At 45.3% G+C, this 14,379-nt stretch carries 16 protein-coding genes; 15 read left to right on the forward strand and 1 reads right to left on the reverse strand.

Annotation, left to right across the window (positions count from 1 at the left end; all coding sequences use genetic code 11):
- Positions 1-103 precede the first annotated feature (103 nt).
- The 7 genes from ACZ43I_RS05665 (at position 104) to ACZ43I_RS05695 (ending at position 6,763) form a co-directional block, all read left to right on the forward strand.
- Positions 104-721 (forward strand): helix-turn-helix transcriptional regulator, encoded by a 618-nt coding sequence (locus ACZ43I_RS05665; RefSeq protein ID WP_344702126.1) that lies wholly within the window; start codon positions 104-106, stop codon positions 719-721.
- Positions 722-733: 12 nt separating this feature from the next.
- On the forward strand, positions 734-1,558 hold the full coding sequence (locus tag ACZ43I_RS05670; RefSeq protein ID WP_344702128.1) for a pyruvate, water dikinase regulatory protein: 825 nt from the start codon (positions 734-736) through the stop codon (positions 1,556-1,558).
- Complete coding sequence (gene dnaG, locus ACZ43I_RS05675; RefSeq protein WP_344702131.1) at positions 1,558-3,309, forward strand: DNA primase; 1,752 nt, start codon at positions 1,558-1,560, stop codon at positions 3,307-3,309. Before ACZ43I_RS05670 ends, dnaG begins: the two co-directional genes overlap by 1 nt.
- A 28-nt stretch (positions 3,310-3,337) precedes the next feature.
- Entirely contained in the window at positions 3,338-4,447 is a 1,110-nt protein-coding gene (rpoD, locus tag ACZ43I_RS05680; RefSeq protein ID WP_344702133.1) for an RNA polymerase sigma factor RpoD, read from the forward strand.
- 112 nt (positions 4,448-4,559) lie between these two features.
- Complete coding sequence (locus ACZ43I_RS05685; RefSeq protein WP_344702135.1) at positions 4,560-4,958, forward strand: c-type cytochrome; 399 nt, start codon at positions 4,560-4,562, stop codon at positions 4,956-4,958.
- A gap of 57 nt (positions 4,959-5,015) precedes the next feature.
- Entirely contained in the window at positions 5,016-5,690 is a 675-nt protein-coding gene (locus tag ACZ43I_RS05690; RefSeq protein ID WP_344702137.1) for a tRNA (adenine(22)-N(1))-methyltransferase, read from the forward strand.
- Entirely contained in the window at positions 5,687-6,763 is a 1,077-nt protein-coding gene (locus ACZ43I_RS05695) for a Nif3-like dinuclear metal center hexameric protein (protein ID WP_344702139.1), read from the forward strand. Before ACZ43I_RS05690 ends, ACZ43I_RS05695 begins: the two co-directional genes overlap by 4 nt.
- A gap of 30 nt (positions 6,764-6,793) precedes the next feature.
- On the opposite strand, the gene ACZ43I_RS05700 is transcribed toward ACZ43I_RS05695, so the two are convergent.
- The gene (locus tag ACZ43I_RS05700; RefSeq protein WP_344702141.1) at positions 6,794-7,756 is read right to left on the reverse strand and encodes a 4-hydroxy-3-methylbut-2-enyl diphosphate reductase; all 963 of its coding nucleotides are present in this window, start codon (positions 7,754-7,756) and stop codon (positions 6,794-6,796) included.
- Between the two features lie 139 nt (positions 7,757-7,895).
- On the opposite strand from ACZ43I_RS05700, the gene ACZ43I_RS05705 reads away from it, so the two are divergent.
- From ACZ43I_RS05705 to ACZ43I_RS05740, 8 genes are all read left to right on the forward strand, one after another.
- Positions 7,896-9,209, forward strand: a complete 1,314-nt coding sequence (locus tag ACZ43I_RS05705) for a DEAD/DEAH box helicase (RefSeq protein ID WP_344702143.1) — start codon at positions 7,896-7,898, stop codon at positions 9,207-9,209.
- Positions 9,210-9,226: 17 nt separating this feature from the next.
- The gene (locus tag ACZ43I_RS05710) at positions 9,227-10,138 is read left to right on the forward strand and encodes a deoxyribonuclease IV (protein WP_344702145.1); all 912 of its coding nucleotides are present in this window, start codon (positions 9,227-9,229) and stop codon (positions 10,136-10,138) included.
- A gap of 112 nt (positions 10,139-10,250) precedes the next feature.
- Complete coding sequence (locus ACZ43I_RS05715) at positions 10,251-11,033, forward strand: metal ABC transporter ATP-binding protein (protein WP_344702146.1); 783 nt, start codon at positions 10,251-10,253, stop codon at positions 11,031-11,033.
- Entirely contained in the window at positions 11,030-11,881 is an 852-nt protein-coding gene (locus ACZ43I_RS05720) for a metal ABC transporter permease (RefSeq protein WP_344702148.1), read from the forward strand. Before ACZ43I_RS05715 ends, ACZ43I_RS05720 begins: the two co-directional genes overlap by 4 nt.
- The gene (locus tag ACZ43I_RS05725; protein ID WP_344702150.1) at positions 11,856-12,284 is read left to right on the forward strand and encodes a Fur family transcriptional regulator; all 429 of its coding nucleotides are present in this window, start codon (positions 11,856-11,858) and stop codon (positions 12,282-12,284) included. Before ACZ43I_RS05720 ends, ACZ43I_RS05725 begins: the two co-directional genes overlap by 26 nt.
- 72 nt (positions 12,285-12,356) lie before the next feature.
- A complete protein-coding gene (locus tag ACZ43I_RS05730; protein WP_344702152.1) occupies positions 12,357-12,737 on the forward strand; it encodes a GntR family transcriptional regulator in 381 nt (126 codons plus the stop codon).
- The gene (locus ACZ43I_RS05735) at positions 12,737-13,606 is read left to right on the forward strand and encodes an ABC transporter ATP-binding protein (protein ID WP_344702154.1); all 870 of its coding nucleotides are present in this window, start codon (positions 12,737-12,739) and stop codon (positions 13,604-13,606) included. The genes ACZ43I_RS05730 and ACZ43I_RS05735 overlap by 1 nt, the downstream gene beginning before the upstream one ends.
- Positions 13,599-14,252 carry a hypothetical protein gene (locus ACZ43I_RS05740; RefSeq protein WP_344702156.1) on the forward strand — a complete coding sequence of 218 codons (654 nt, stop codon included), beginning with the start codon at positions 13,599-13,601 and terminating at the stop codon, positions 14,250-14,252. Before ACZ43I_RS05735 ends, ACZ43I_RS05740 begins: the two co-directional genes overlap by 8 nt.
- Positions 14,253-14,379 lie beyond the last annotated feature (127 nt).

Raw genomic sequence — 14,379 nt, forward strand, 5'->3', positions numbered from 1 at the left:
GCTTCACTATCATTATAGCCAGTCATCCACTTTTGTGCAACGATTTGCTTGTATTTCTTTATTTGCCTGAATGTATTATAATTATCCTGTTGGGAGTGAGCGCATGGAACTTAATGAGAGACAGGAAAAGATACTTAAAATCGTAAAGCAGCATGGGCCCATAACCGGCAGTAAAATTGCCGAACAGCTGTCCTTGACCAGGGCGACCTTGAGGCCCGACCTGGCAATACTGACCATGAGTGGCTATTTGGATGCGAGGCCGCGTGTCGGCTATTTCTATACCGGTAAAGAATCCGAGGAAGTGATGACTTCAAAAGTACGCAACATCCTTGTCAGCGAGGTGCAGAGCGTACCGATCCTGATTAAACAGGATACTTCCATCTATGAAGCGATCGTCAAAATGTTCCTTGAAGATGTGGGCACATTATATGCAATCGATGAAGACCAGTCGCTGGTCGGCGTAATTTCGAGGAAAGATCTTCTGCGTGGGACGATGGGCTCGAACGATATCGAAAAGGTACCCGTCAGCGTCATCATGACACGTAAGCCGAATATCACAATCTGTTATCCGAATGATCTGTTGATCTACGCAGCCAATCAACTGATCGAAAAACAGATTGATTCACTGCCCGTAGTCGAAGAACATGACGGCGTCGATAAAGTCATCGGCCGCGTCACGAAGACCACCATCACACGGGCATTCGTCAATCTAATGGAATAAGGAAGTGTTTCAATGAATAAAATCAAAGTGATCATCGCATCCGATTCGGTTGGGGAGACTGCTGAGCTTGTCGCCAAAGCCTGTCTCTCACAATTTGAAGTCGACGAATCAGAAGAGGTACTGATCAGGTACCCTTATATAGAGTCAGAAGAAAACGTCGATGAAGTGATCGACCTGGCCAAGAGTAAAGGGGCCATCGTGGTCTTTACGATCATCACGCCGGAGATACGGGCATACTTGAAGAAGGAGCTTGAGGCTGAGAATATCTCCAATGTCGATGTCATGGGACCGCTTATGAATATCCTTAAAGAAGAGACTGAGGATAAGCCATATTACGAACCGGGAAGGGTGCACCGCCTCGATGAAGATTACTTCAAGAAGATAGAAGCAATCGAGTTTGCAGTCAAATACGATGATGGGAAGGATGCCCGTGGCCTTGACAAGGCTGATATCGTATTGATAGGCGTATCACGCACCTCAAAGACTCCACTTTCTCAATACTTGGCCCATAAAAAATATAAAGTGATGAATGTGCCACTCGTCCCTGAGGTGACACCTCCCCGTGAAATCTACAATATCGACCCTGGCAAATGTGTCGGCCTTAAAATAAATGCGCCTGCACTCAATAAAATCCGAAAAGAACGGCTTACCCAGCTCGGCCTGAAGGATACGGCCAATTATGCAGATGACCAGCGCATCCAGGAAGAACTCGATTACTTCAATGAAGTGATCGGCAAAATAGGGTGCCCTGTAATAGATGTCTCGGACAAGGCGATTGAGGAAACGGCGAATGAAATTTTGGATTACGTCGAAAAAAGACTTGAATATAAGGATTGATGCAAGTGAGGATACCTGAAGAGACAGTGGAAGCAGTAAAGCAGGGGACCGACATCACCGATCTCGTCTCCAGTTACATCAAACTGGAGAAGCGGGGGCGGAACTATGTCGGTCTCTGCCCGTTCCATAATGAGAACACCCCATCCTTTACAGTAAGTCCGGATAAGCAGATCTGTCACTGCTTCGGCTGTAAGAAGGGCGGTAATGTATTCCAATTCTTTATGGAAGCCGAAAATGTCGCTTTTTCTGAAGCAGTCCGCCGTCTTGGGAAACCGCTCGGCATCGAAATAGAGAAGCAGGAAAGCAATGTCGACGATAATGAAATGCAGTTCATCAAAATGCATGAATATCTGACTGACTTGTATCATCATGTCCTGATGCACACAAAAGAGGGCGAGACCGCACTCGAATACCTGGAGGACCGGGGTTTTACACCGGAAATCATCCGCAGGGAAAAAATTGGCATCGCACCAAGCATGAAGGATTTCACTAAAAACGCATTGACTGAAAAGGGCTTCAGCCTTGAAATGGCTTATCAGGCAGGCCTCATTTCAAGGAATGAGGAAGCATTCACCTACTATGACCGCTTCAGCAGCAGGATAATGATCCCCATCCTGAATCATCAGGGCTATAATGTCGGCTATACCGCACGGAGCCTCGATGGACGCGAACCGAAATACCTCAACACCCCCGAAACAGCGATCTTCCAAAAAAGAAGGCTGCTATACAATCTGAATGATGCGCGCAAGGCGATCAGAAGTCATGATGAAGTCATTTTGATGGAAGGACACCTGGACATCGTCAAAGTCAAGATGACGGCTGTGCAGAATGTAGTCGGGCTGATGGGTACTGCGCTCAGCGATGAGCATATCCGGATGCTGCATCGGCTCGCCTCGAACGTGACGCTTATGTTCGACGGGGATGGGGCTGGGCAAAACGCCCAGTTGAGTTTGGGTGAAACGCTGTTGGAAGCAGGTCTCGATGTATTCATCATCTCGCTGCCAAAAGGTATGGACCCTGATGAATATATCGAACAGAATGGCCGCGAAGCCTTCGAAGATCTAGTGCGCAGTGAAAAGCGCCACTATATCCATTTCAAGGCGGAGTATCTGTTGGAAGAGAGCATGAATAACGACATGGCATTTTCAACCAACTTGAAGACACTTACCGGCCATATGAAATTCGTCAAAGATGAAGTCATCCGTGAAAGGCTTATCCAGCACATAAGCCAGCTCTATAAAATAGATGCCAAATCACTCGGACAGAACATTCCTGCACCGGCGAAAAAAGGGAGTGGTGCACCCCGGATTCAAAGCAGGCAGATTCCATTGCGTGAGCGTAAAGAACGGTATCTTCTCAGGGCATTGATGCAGGATGTTGGCTTGTTTAAACGTTTTCAGGAATCAATTGATGCTGAAGTGTTAACCAGCTCTTCTTATTATGGTATATTTAAAGGGTTGTGCACTTACTTTGACAAACATGAGGCCTTTGATATATCATCATTCAGCCAGTATATTGATGGCGACCATTTCAGTGATGCCGTCGAAATCGATGGCTTGCTGATCCATGACGATATCACGGGTGATGAAATCAATGATTACATTGAAGATCTAAGTGGTATTAGAAATAGTGAGAAGGAGAAGCGCTCTCTCTATCTGCAGCTCCAGGAAGCAGAAAACAGCAATGATATAGAGCTTCAGGTAAAACTAGTGCAGCAATTGAATGAATTGAACAGTCGCTATAAAAGATGATTGTGAAGTCTGAATAGGAGGGCTTTAAATGGCAGATAAAAATGTACAAACGACCGATACAAAAGAAGTTGAACTGCTCACGACCGTAGAGCAGGTCAAGAATCATCTTGTTGAAAAAGGGAAGACCCAGGGCCATCTGTCGCATGAGGAGATTGCTGACAAACTGTCCAGTTTCGAATTGGATGCGGATGCGATGGATGAGTTCTTTGACGAGATAAACGAAAATGATATCCAACTCATCAATGAGAAGGATTCGACGGATTCCGACGAAAAACTCAACCTCCACGATATGAGTGCCCCGCCAGGCGTCAAAATAAATGACCCGGTCCGGATGTACCTGAAAGAAATCGGGCGTGTGGATCTTCTCAGTGCGCAGGAGGAAATTGAACTGGCAAAACGCATCGAAACGGGCGACGAAGTCGCGAAGAGTCGTCTGGCAGAAGCCAACCTGCGTCTTGTGGTCAGTATAGCGAAGCGCTATGTCGGCCGCGGCATGCTGTTTCTTGACCTGATTCAAGAAGGTAATATGGGACTTATTAAAGCAGTGGAAAAATTCGACTTCTCCAAAGGATTCAAATTCTCCACTTATGCGACTTGGTGGATTCGCCAGGCAATTACGCGCGCCATCGCCGACCAGGCGAGGACGATACGTATCCCAGTCCATATGGTCGAAACGATCAACAAGCTGATCCGTGTACAACGTCAGCTTCTCCAGGACTTGGGTCGCGAACCGCTGCCTGAGGAAATTGGTGAAGAAATGGATCTTCCTGCAGAAAAAGTCAGGGAAATCCTGAAGATTTCACAAGAGCCCGTTTCCCTTGAAACGCCGATTGGGGAAGAGGACGACAGCCATCTCGGAGACTTCATCGAAGACCAGGAGGCCCAGAGCCCTTCAGACCACGCAGCATATGAGCTGTTGAAGGAACAGTTGGAAGATGTACTGGATACACTTACCGACCGTGAAGAAAATGTGTTGCGTTTGAGGTTCGGCCTAGATGACGGTAGGACACGTACACTGGAAGAAGTCGGAAAAGTGTTTGGCGTGACCCGCGAGCGGATCAGACAGATTGAGGCGAAAGCGTTGAGGAAATTAAGGCATCCAAGCAGAAGCAAGCGCCTGAAAGATTTCATGGACTAGGAAAACTGTCAAGAGTGTAATATTTTAGAAAAAAGCTTTTGACTTTACGCATATTTAATATACAATTATATATGTGAATATGTATATGGAATGACATTAGGGAGGTTGTTTTATGAATCGTAATCCGATCGTGCCTTTTATACTTATCATTTTCCTCGGCATCGGCTTGATTTTCTTGCTTTCTTCCCAGGGCGCCAACAACGATGGTGGCGAAGGTGAAGGTGAAGAGACGGCCAGCGAAGAGAGTGGAAGTGGTGAAGGCGGCGAAGAAGGTGGCGAAGCATCTTCTGGAGATTTTGACGCTGAAGGTTTTGCAAAGGATAACTGTGCTTCTTGTCATGGACAGGACTTCTCAGGTGGCATGGGACCTGCACTAGCAGGTACAGGCCTTTCTGAAGAGGAATTCTCTGGTACAGTAAGAGAAGGACCAGGATCCATGCCACCATTCAGCGAAGACCAGATTGGTGATGAAGACCTGTCTTCACTCCACAAGTTCTTCTCTGAGCAATAATTAAACGGAACTTCCACACTCTGTGTGGAAGTTTTTATTTTGAATGGAGGAATTTTGATGCTTGATGCACGCCTCGACGCAGTACTTGGGTATGTCGATGGAGAGGTTTTGCTTGATGTCGGTTCGGACCATGCCTACCTTCCGATAGAAGCAATCCGCCAAGGTAAAGTTTCATCCGCAATATGTGGCGAAGTGGTCGAAGGGCCGTTCAAATCCACAATCAGGAATATCGCCGCTGAAGGCATGACAGCACAGATTGAAGCGAGATTCGGGTCTGGTCTTCAAGTTGTTGCAGAAGGGGAGAAAGTGGACACTGTGACAATCTGCGGCATGGGTGGCCCTTTGATTGCAGAGATATTAAAAGAGCGGCTTCACCGCTTGGCCAATAAACCACGCCTGGTCCTCCAGGCAAACATCCATACTTATCCGATCAGAAAGGTGCTCGCTGAATCAGGCTATAGAATCATAGATGAAACCGTAATACAGGATGGCCATCATTTTTATGAGATCATAGTCGCCGAAGCGGGTGAGGTCGAATATGATGAACAGTCACTTACATTTGGTCCTGTCCTTCTAGAAAAACGTGAAGCTGCGTTTATAGAAAAATTACAGCGGGAATTAAGCCATCAGGAGAAGATATTAAAGAATCTTCTTGAAAATTCCAATGATGCAGCGAAGATAAATGAAGTCTCACTTAAAGTGGAACAGCTGAAAGAGGTGCTTTTAAAATGAAAATTAAAGAACTCATGGAAGAACTCGATCAGATAGCGCCATTTGCGGAAAGCGAATCATGGGATAATACAGGGTTGCTTGTCGGGGACATGCAGGATGAGGTGACGAGTATCCTGACGACGCTTGATTGTGCCAAGGAGACGGTCGATGAAGCGGTTTCTAAAGGTGCCAATGTCATCATTGCCCACCATCCCCTGATTTTTGCCAAAATGGATGCCGTTGTCGAGTCTGGTGTGGGTCGTATCGTACGTCAGTTGATCAGAAATAACATCAATCTGATTGCCATGCACACCAACCTGGATCATCAACCTGATGGTGTCAGCCATATGATTGCAGAAAAATTGGGGTACACGGACACAGAAGTCCTGATCAGTAATGAACGGGACTATAAGAAACTGCGTGTGACCGTACCAAAATCGTCTGCCGAACAGCTGAAGAAAGATCTGGCCGCTGCTGGAGCAGGCAACCAGGGAGAGTACTCCGAATGCTTCTTCGAACATCCTATAACAGGTCAATTCAGACCAAGCGAAGGGGCAGATCCTCACATTGGTGCATCAGGCCGACTTGAGCATGTCGAAGAATACATGATTGAGGCCATATTCGAAGTGCAGGATGAGAATAAGGTGATGCAGGCCCTGCTTGCTTCGCATCCTTATGAAGAACCTGCCTATGATATGCTGTCGTTGAAGCTTCCGAGTGACAAAGGCCTCGGCGTCTCATTCGATTTCAACGGGTCGCTTATGCAACTGGCGTCTCTAATAGAGGAGAAGACCGGCACTCCAATCGTAAACATGGTAGCTGCCGACCAAAATCAAATAAGCAAAGTCGGGATCATCGGCGGGTCAGGCATGTCGTATATAGAAGAAGCTTTTGGACAGGGGATAGATGTTCTTGTGACAGGAGATGTCAAATATCACGAAGCCTATGATGCAAAGCTTGCTGGCCGCAGTATAATAGATGGCGGCCACTATATGGAGAGTGTTATGGCTGAAGGGCTCAAGGCACTGATAGAAGAGCGCATGACAGTTGAAGTGCATGCCACTGAAGTATCCACCAATCCTTTTGCAAACTAAAAAACGGGGCACATCGTGTGCCCCGTTTTTTTAGTCCATTATTTTTACTGGTTTTGCTTTTTTGATCTTAGGCAGTATTTTGGAAGTCGGCACCGTGGATTGCGGTGCTGTTGCATTCGCCTTATCATATTCTTTGATGTAGTCGATTACTTCTTTAACGATTGGAGTTGGCGTCGATGCACCTGCAGTGATTGCCACACTATCAATATTTTCGAGCCACTCATTCTTCAATTCATCAAGTGAACTGATGCGGTAGGCATTAGTGTGGGCGATTTCTTTGGAAACTTGAGCCAATCTGTTCGAGTTGTTACTTTTCGGGTCCCCGACGACTATAAGCAGTTCAGCCTCCTGTGCCTGCTCGGCAACCGCTTCCTGACGGACCTGGGTCGCCATGCATATCTCCTTATGCACCTCGATGTGCGGGAACTGAAGCTTGAGCTGATCCATCAGATGACTGACGTCCCACGTACTCATCGTCGTCTGATTGGTCACGATGAGCTTCTTGTCCTTGAGGGATTCCGGCAGCGTTTTGACATCTTCTATTGTTTCCACGAGATGTACGTTATCGGGTGCGACGCCGATAGCGCCCTCTGGTTCAGGGTGATTTTTCTTACCGATGTAGACAACGTCATAACCATCAGCTGTGCGTTCCCGGATGAGTTGGTGGGTGACTTCGACGTCCGGGCATGTTGCATCAATGCACGTCAGCCCCTTTTCCTTGGCCCGTGCCTTGACCTGGGGCGAGACACCGTGTGCTGTAAATATTACAGTGCCTTCATCTATGCCCTCCAGAATTTCCAGACGGTTGGCACCGTCCAATGTGACGATACCCTCTTCTTCAAACGCATCTGTCACGTGTTTATTGTGCACTATCATTCCCAGTATATATATCGGGCGAGGCAGAGTCTTGTCCATGGAAGCATTCTTGGCGATCACCATTGCATCCACAACACCATAACAGTAGCCACGCGGGCTTATTTTAATAATATCCATGAAGTTTATTCCTCCCTTACAGGCATTATAACTGAAACCAACTGAATTTGAAATCAACACGCGGTATGAATGGTGTAGATTAAGGGAAATGTTTCAGTTATAATAAATGTTGAGTTTATTTAAGAAATCAGGTGAAGCAATGAGTAATGCATTCAAAAGATTCAATTTCAGCGATAAGATGCTGAATGCAATCGATCGTATAAATTTCACGCACCCCACACTGGTGCAGGAACGCGTCATCCCGAAAGTGCTGAAAAAGGACAACGTGGTTGTCCAGTCCGAAACGGGAAGCGGGAAATCCCATGCCTTCCTGTTACCGATCATACATGAAATCAACCCAGAGAGTCCCCGCACACAAGCTGTAATCCTGGCACCGACCAGAGAGCTTGCCAAACAGCTCCACCAAATGACACTCGGCATATTGGAGAGCTATCCGGAAATTACCGCCAAGGCGTTTATAGGCGGGACAGACATAGAACGGGACACACAAAAAGCCTCCCATGCGCCCCATATCGTAATCGGTACGCCGACAAGAGTCAAGGATCTGCGGGATAACGGAGGATTGAACCTGCGTCATGTGACGCGCCTCGTCATAGATGAGGCGGATTTGATGATCGACCTCGGTTTCCTGGAACAGATAGACAGCATATCTTCCTCAGTCGATGAAAAATCCCAGTTCCTCGTATTCTCTGCAACAATACCTGAGGCACTAAGGAATTTCCTCAGAAAATATATCGGGGACACCGAAGTGATCGTCATAGACCAGCCGAGGAACAAGGCTTCCATCCACTACAGCCTTGTGCCGGTCAAAGGGGACGATAAAGCCAAGAAAGTGTTGGAGCTCACCGAAAACATCACGCCATACATCGGTCTCATCTTTGCGAATTCCAAAGAGCGTGCCGATGATCTGTTTGATTACCTAAACAGCAACGGGGTGAATGTCGGTTTGTTCCACGGTGGCCTGAAGCCCCGTGAACGGACGAAGGAAATCAGGAAAATACGGAGTCTTGAATATGAATGGATTGTGGCGAGTGATTTGGCTGCCAGGGGCCTTGATATAGATGGTGCCTCCCACGTCATCAACTACGATATTCCAAAAGATATAGAATTCTTCACGCACCGCATTGGACGTGTGGGACGTGGCAACTATACAGGTACTGGAATCACCATCTACACGCCGGAGGATGAGCATCTCATCAATCTACTGGAGTCCAAAGGCTATGCATTTGTGCATGAAGACATCAAAAATGGTGAACTGACCGAAATCAAATCCAGAACAGAGCGTGCCAAACGTAAAAGGCGCGAGTCCCATCTCGAAAATCAGCTCGTAAATAAAGTCAAGAAACGTAAGAAAGTCAAACCAGGCTATAAAAAGAAGATGAAGTCCGAACTCGATGCGCTGAAAAGGGAAGAGCGCATGAAACATGCCAAACGCAATAAGAAAAAAAGATAGGTTGGAAAGGTGATACAATGCTTATAGGATCACATGTCTCGATGAGTGGGAAAAAGATGCTGGAAGCAGCCAGCATCTCAGCTGCAAGTTTTGGAGCGAGTACTTTTATGATCTATACCGGTGCGCCCCAGAACACGAGAAGAAAGAAGATAGAAGACTTGAATATAGAAGCCGGCAAACGCCACATGGCGGATAACGGCATTTCGAATATCGTCGTCCACGCGCCCTACATCATCAATATCGCAAATTCCGAACGGGAAGGGGTCTTTGAACATGGTGTAGAGTTCCTTCAGGAAGAAATCGTCAGAACAGAACATCTAGGTAGCAGACAGATCGTCCTACATCCCGGCAGCCATGTCGAAACAGGGGCTGAGCGCGGCATCCAGTCGATCATCGATGGATTGAACCAAGTGCTTGAGAATGACCATGATGTACAGATAGCTCTTGAAACGATGGCCGGAAAGGGAACGGAAGTCGGCCGTACATTTGAAGAGTTGGCTCAGATCATCGAAGGTGTGGAACATGATGAACGGTTGAGCGTCTGTTTCGACACATGCCACGTCCACGATGCCGGTTATGATATCGTCAATGATTTCGAAGGCGTGATGGAGGAATTCGACCGCATCATCGGCAAGGACAGGATTAAAGTCCTCCACATCAACGACTCTAAGAACGAACGCGGTGCGCATAAGGACCGCCATGAGAATATCGGTTTCGGACATATCGGTTTTGACGCCCTGCACCACATCGTGCATCATCCTGATTTCAAGGATATCCCTAAAATACTTGAAACCCCATTCGTCGGGCCGGATAAAAAGAATAGGGTAGCACCTTACAAACATGAAATTGAAATGCTTAAAGAGGGTACATTCAATCCATCCCTTAAAGAAGAAATAAATCCTATGATCGCAGATACAGAAGCACAATAGAGAGGAAGGCTCAGGCCTTCCTCTCTATTTTATTTCGTAATCATTCCTATTTACAAACTGTAATGATTCTTCTATAATATTATGATGATCATAAATCGAAGGAGCAACCACCATGGAGCATCCCATTTTCGAACTGAAAAATATTTCATATGTCTATAAAGACAAGATGGAAACGACCCAAGCTTTAAAAGATATTAATCTGAAAGTACACAAAGGAGACTTTGTAGCACTCGTGGGACCAAATGGGTCGGGCAAGACGACCCTCATCAAATTGATCCTTGGAGTCTTGAAGCTTCAGACTGGGGAAATATACATCAACGGCAAAAGCCTGCGCCACTTTCAGGCATGGCAGGAAGTCGGCTATGTATCACAGAAATCCAACAGTTTCGCAAAAGGATTCCCAGCGACTGTCAGTGAAGTCATACTGAGTGGCCTGACAAAGTCCAAAGGACTGTTCAGCCGTTTCAAAAAAGAAGACTACGACAAGCTGGATGAAGTGCTTGCGCTTTTGAACATAGTGGAGCTGAAGGATAAGAACATTTCCCAATTGTCGGGCGGCCAGACCCAGCGTGTCTTCATCGCGCGTGCACTGATCAACAGGCCGAGCATACTCGTGCTTGATGAACCGACCGTCGGAATAGATGCCAAGCATGTAAAGGAGTTCTATGACGTGTTGCTCCGCCTTAAGGAACAATCCGTGACGATTCTCCTGGTCACCCATGACATCGGTGTAGTGGTGGACCATGCCAACGAAGTGGCGTGCCTCAATGAACACCTTCACTTCCATGGCAGCAACCATGAGTTCAAAAATCTTGGGGAAGCAGAACTTTCGAAGATTTACGGCTTTCCGCTGCAGTTGGTCTCCCACGATCATGAGAGGAGCTGCTGTGAATGATTCAGGCATTCTTTGAATATGACTTTATAAGATACTCAGTCATCAGCGGCCTGATCGCCGGATTGATTGCACCACTCATTGGTACATTCATCGTCATCAGGCGCCTTTCCCTGATTGCAGATGCACTCAGCCATGTGACGCTTGGTGGCATTACATTCGGGGTCTATCTGTCCTCCCTTATCGGCACGGCCATAAATCCCCTGGTTACCGGTATATTGTTTTCGATACTCGGTGCTCTAGGGATTGAACGCCTCCGTACAGTCTACAAGCATTATCAGGAGCTCGCCATTCCAATCATCATGAGCTTTGGTGTGGCATTGAGCGTATTGTTTCTGTCACTGGCGGATGGCTTCAATCAGGATCTCTTCGGCTATCTGTTCGGGAGCATCAGTGCCGTCAACTTGTTTGACCTCACATTGATCGCTTCAATCGGGGTCATTGTATTGGTCTTCATATTCTTCCTATACAAAGAGATGTTTCTAGTGTCCTTCGATGAAGAATATGCAGATGTGATGAACATCAGCAAATGGATCCATTTCCTGTTCATCGTGGTCGTTGCACTCGTCATCAGCGCTTCGATGAGGATTGTCGGCATACTGCTTGTCAGTGCTTTGATGACCCTGCCCGTCGCTTCTGCCATGCGTGTCACCTCAAGCTTTAAGCAGCTTATGGCAATGAGCGTCATATTTGGTGAAATTGCCGTCATCATCGGACTTTTTATAAGTTTTCATCTGGATATTTCACCAGGCGGCACAATCGTACTTGTATCATTAGCTATCCTCATGGGTGCCATTATACTGGATCACATAGGAGTGAAAAAAGATGGGGAACAATCTGAATCAATATAAAGATAAATTAAGAAAGAATAAGCTTAAAGTAACTGAGAAAAGGATGCGCATGATTGAAACGCTTCTTGAAGGGGACCGTTACATGAGTGCAAAAGACATCCAGGAGATTCTTAAACCAGAGTACCCTGGCATGAGCTACGACACCATTTACCGAAACTTGTATACCCTAAAAGATATTGAAGTCCTTGAGCAGACGACATTATCCGGGGAAATGCATTATAAGATAGCCTGCACGACACATCACCATCACCATTTCATCTGTGATGACTGTGGTGAGACGAAAGTCATCCGCTACTGTCCAGTGGAAACATGGCAGAGCGAGTTGGAGGATGTCGAAATAAAAAACCATAAAATAGAGCTTTATGGTTTGTGTGGCGCATGTAAGGAAGCCAGAATCTATTAGATTCTGGTTTTTTGTTGACCTAATAGTACATAGTGTGTATATTATATATATACATTATGTACGGGGGAGGTGATGGATCTGGATATAAAAATTTCAAATCAGGGTGATGTACCGATATATGAACAGTTGAAAAACGAAATCATACGTCACATTATAACTGGCACATTGAAACCGGGGGAGCCCCTGTTATCGATGCGGGCTCTGGCAAAGGAACTGAGCATTAGTATCATCACTACCAAACGAGCGTATCAGGATCTTGAAGCTTCAGGGTATGTATATTCCGTCGTTGGGAAGGGCACATTTGTTAAGGAACAGGATAACGAAAGTAGAAGAGAACAGATATTAATCGAAGTTGAAAAGAAATTGAAAGACCTGATTTCAACCGCGAATAAGATCGAGTTGTCTACTGAAGAACTGATGGAGATGATGAAAGTAATGGAGGGAGAGCAATAATGAATGCTTTAACCATCACTGGATTAAACAAGGATATGGGACGATTCAGATTGAAAGATATTACGCTAAACATCAGGAAAGGATATATCACTGGGATGATAGGCGAGAACGGTGCAGGAAAATCCACTTTAATTCAGCATATATTGTCATTGAAGAAACAGGATGAGGGGCAGATTAGCATATTGGGCCAAGACCTCGAGACGGAAAGGGAAGCACTGCTGAACCGCATTGGAGTGGTTATGTCGGAAAACTATCTCCCTCAAAATATCAGCCCGAAAAAACTTAATAAACTTTTGGCAGTCTACTATAAAAATTGGCGGCCCGATAAATTCTTTAGCTTTTTGAAACGATTCAACATAGATGAAGCAAGCAAAATAAAATACTTTTCCACCGGGGAAAAAGCGAAGCTTTCCATTGCTGTTGCGTTGAGCCATGAGGCTGAACTACTGATTTTAGATGAACCAACTTCAAACCTTGACCCGACATTCAGGAGAGAATTGCTAGATATTTTGCAGACACTCATGATGGAAGAAAATACAACTATACTCTTCAGTACCCACATTACCACAGATCTCGAGAAAATTGCCGACTATATCGTAATGATAGATGAAGGGGAAATAGTGTTTGATATGGAGAGAGAAGTACTTTTTGACTCCTATAAAAAAGTGAAGGGAGACCTTCAAATTATCGAAGATGCGGATGAACTATTAATCGGTACAACTACGAATGCACTCGGTTTTGAAGCAATGACAAGAGAACATCAAGCCCTTGAAGAGCTCTATGGAAATAAAGTGTTAATTGAAAATCTGACTATAGAAGAAATTATGTACTTCTTAAAAAATACGAAAAGAGGGGTAGATAATGAATAAGCAACTCTATTTGAATATGTTCTTGTCCAAGTGGATATGGTATTTCGGCATGTCCGTAATCTTTATAAATCTTTTCACCACGATTTTCATATCAGATTATAAAGAAGTACTAATGCCGTTCATCGATTTGTTAAATATTATTGCAGTACTTTACACAACTTCGAGTTATCTGAGCATCCATCATATGATGAAGCAGGATGGCAACCATCACTTCTACTTTTCACTGCCTAACACGAAAAGAAATATCATCACAGGCGACTATCTTTACTATATACTCATGATGGCTTTGACAACCGCTATTTTTGGCAGTTACATGACGCTTACTCAGACCACCTATTATGCATATGGTTTTGTAATGTTAATGGGTATAAGCCTTATAATGATGAGCTTTTATTATCTTGGCTTTGCAAAGTATTGGCTGCGATATCTGTTTACTGGATATTTTATATATGGGGTCCCTATGGTGTTGACATGGTTATTTCATTTTATGCCCCTGGTCAATATCAGTCAGATGGACAAGAATATGCCGGGAATGAATTTTTATCTCTATCACTTACCAGTCTATACTATCGTTTTCGCCATAATGCTACTCATCCTCAGCTATGTAATTAACCTCCAGAACATAAGGAAATATGATATGGCATAATATTTCTTCGAAGAGTTTTTTGCAACGATTGTTAAAGGTATCTTTCCTGTCAGTATACTATGTTCCAATCAGTTGATTTATGTGGCACAAAAAAGTCCCGGCAACCAATTTAAGTTGTCCGGGACAC

The organism is Salinicoccus jeotgali (genome assembly GCF_055379195.1).

Excerpts from the sequence above, each read along its gene's own strand:
- ACZ43I_RS05665 (WP_344702126.1), top strand. The coding sequence starts at position 104 with ATGGAACTTAATGAGAGACAGGAAAAGATACTTAAAATCGTAAAGCAG.
- ACZ43I_RS05670 (WP_344702128.1), top strand. The coding sequence starts at position 734 with ATGAATAAAATCAAAGTGATCATCGCATCCGATTCGGTTGGGGAGACT.
- dnaG (WP_344702131.1), top strand. The coding sequence starts at position 1,558 with ATGCAAGTGAGGATACCTGAAGAGACAGTGGAAGCAGTAAAGCAGGGG.
- rpoD (WP_344702133.1), top strand. The coding sequence starts at position 3,338 with ATGGCAGATAAAAATGTACAAACGACCGATACAAAAGAAGTTGAACTG.
- ACZ43I_RS05685 (WP_344702135.1), top strand. The coding sequence starts at position 4,560 with ATGAATCGTAATCCGATCGTGCCTTTTATACTTATCATTTTCCTCGGC.
- ACZ43I_RS05690 (WP_344702137.1), top strand. The coding sequence starts at position 5,016 with ATGCTTGATGCACGCCTCGACGCAGTACTTGGGTATGTCGATGGAGAG.
- ACZ43I_RS05695 (WP_344702139.1), top strand. The coding sequence starts at position 5,687 with ATGAAAATTAAAGAACTCATGGAAGAACTCGATCAGATAGCGCCATTT.
- ACZ43I_RS05700 (WP_344702141.1), bottom strand. The coding sequence starts at position 7,756 with ATGGATATTATTAAAATAAGCCCGCGTGGCTACTGTTATGGTGTTGTG.
- ACZ43I_RS05705 (WP_344702143.1), top strand. The coding sequence starts at position 7,896 with ATGAGTAATGCATTCAAAAGATTCAATTTCAGCGATAAGATGCTGAAT.
- ACZ43I_RS05710 (WP_344702145.1), top strand. The coding sequence starts at position 9,227 with ATGCTTATAGGATCACATGTCTCGATGAGTGGGAAAAAGATGCTGGAA.
- ACZ43I_RS05715 (WP_344702146.1), top strand. The coding sequence starts at position 10,251 with ATGGAGCATCCCATTTTCGAACTGAAAAATATTTCATATGTCTATAAA.
- ACZ43I_RS05720 (WP_344702148.1), top strand. The coding sequence starts at position 11,030 with ATGATTCAGGCATTCTTTGAATATGACTTTATAAGATACTCAGTCATC.
- ACZ43I_RS05725 (WP_344702150.1), top strand. The coding sequence starts at position 11,856 with ATGGGGAACAATCTGAATCAATATAAAGATAAATTAAGAAAGAATAAG.
- ACZ43I_RS05730 (WP_344702152.1), top strand. The coding sequence starts at position 12,357 with ATGGATCTGGATATAAAAATTTCAAATCAGGGTGATGTACCGATATAT.
- ACZ43I_RS05735 (WP_344702154.1), top strand. The coding sequence starts at position 12,737 with ATGAATGCTTTAACCATCACTGGATTAAACAAGGATATGGGACGATTC.
- ACZ43I_RS05740 (WP_344702156.1), top strand. The coding sequence starts at position 13,599 with ATGAATAAGCAACTCTATTTGAATATGTTCTTGTCCAAGTGGATATGG.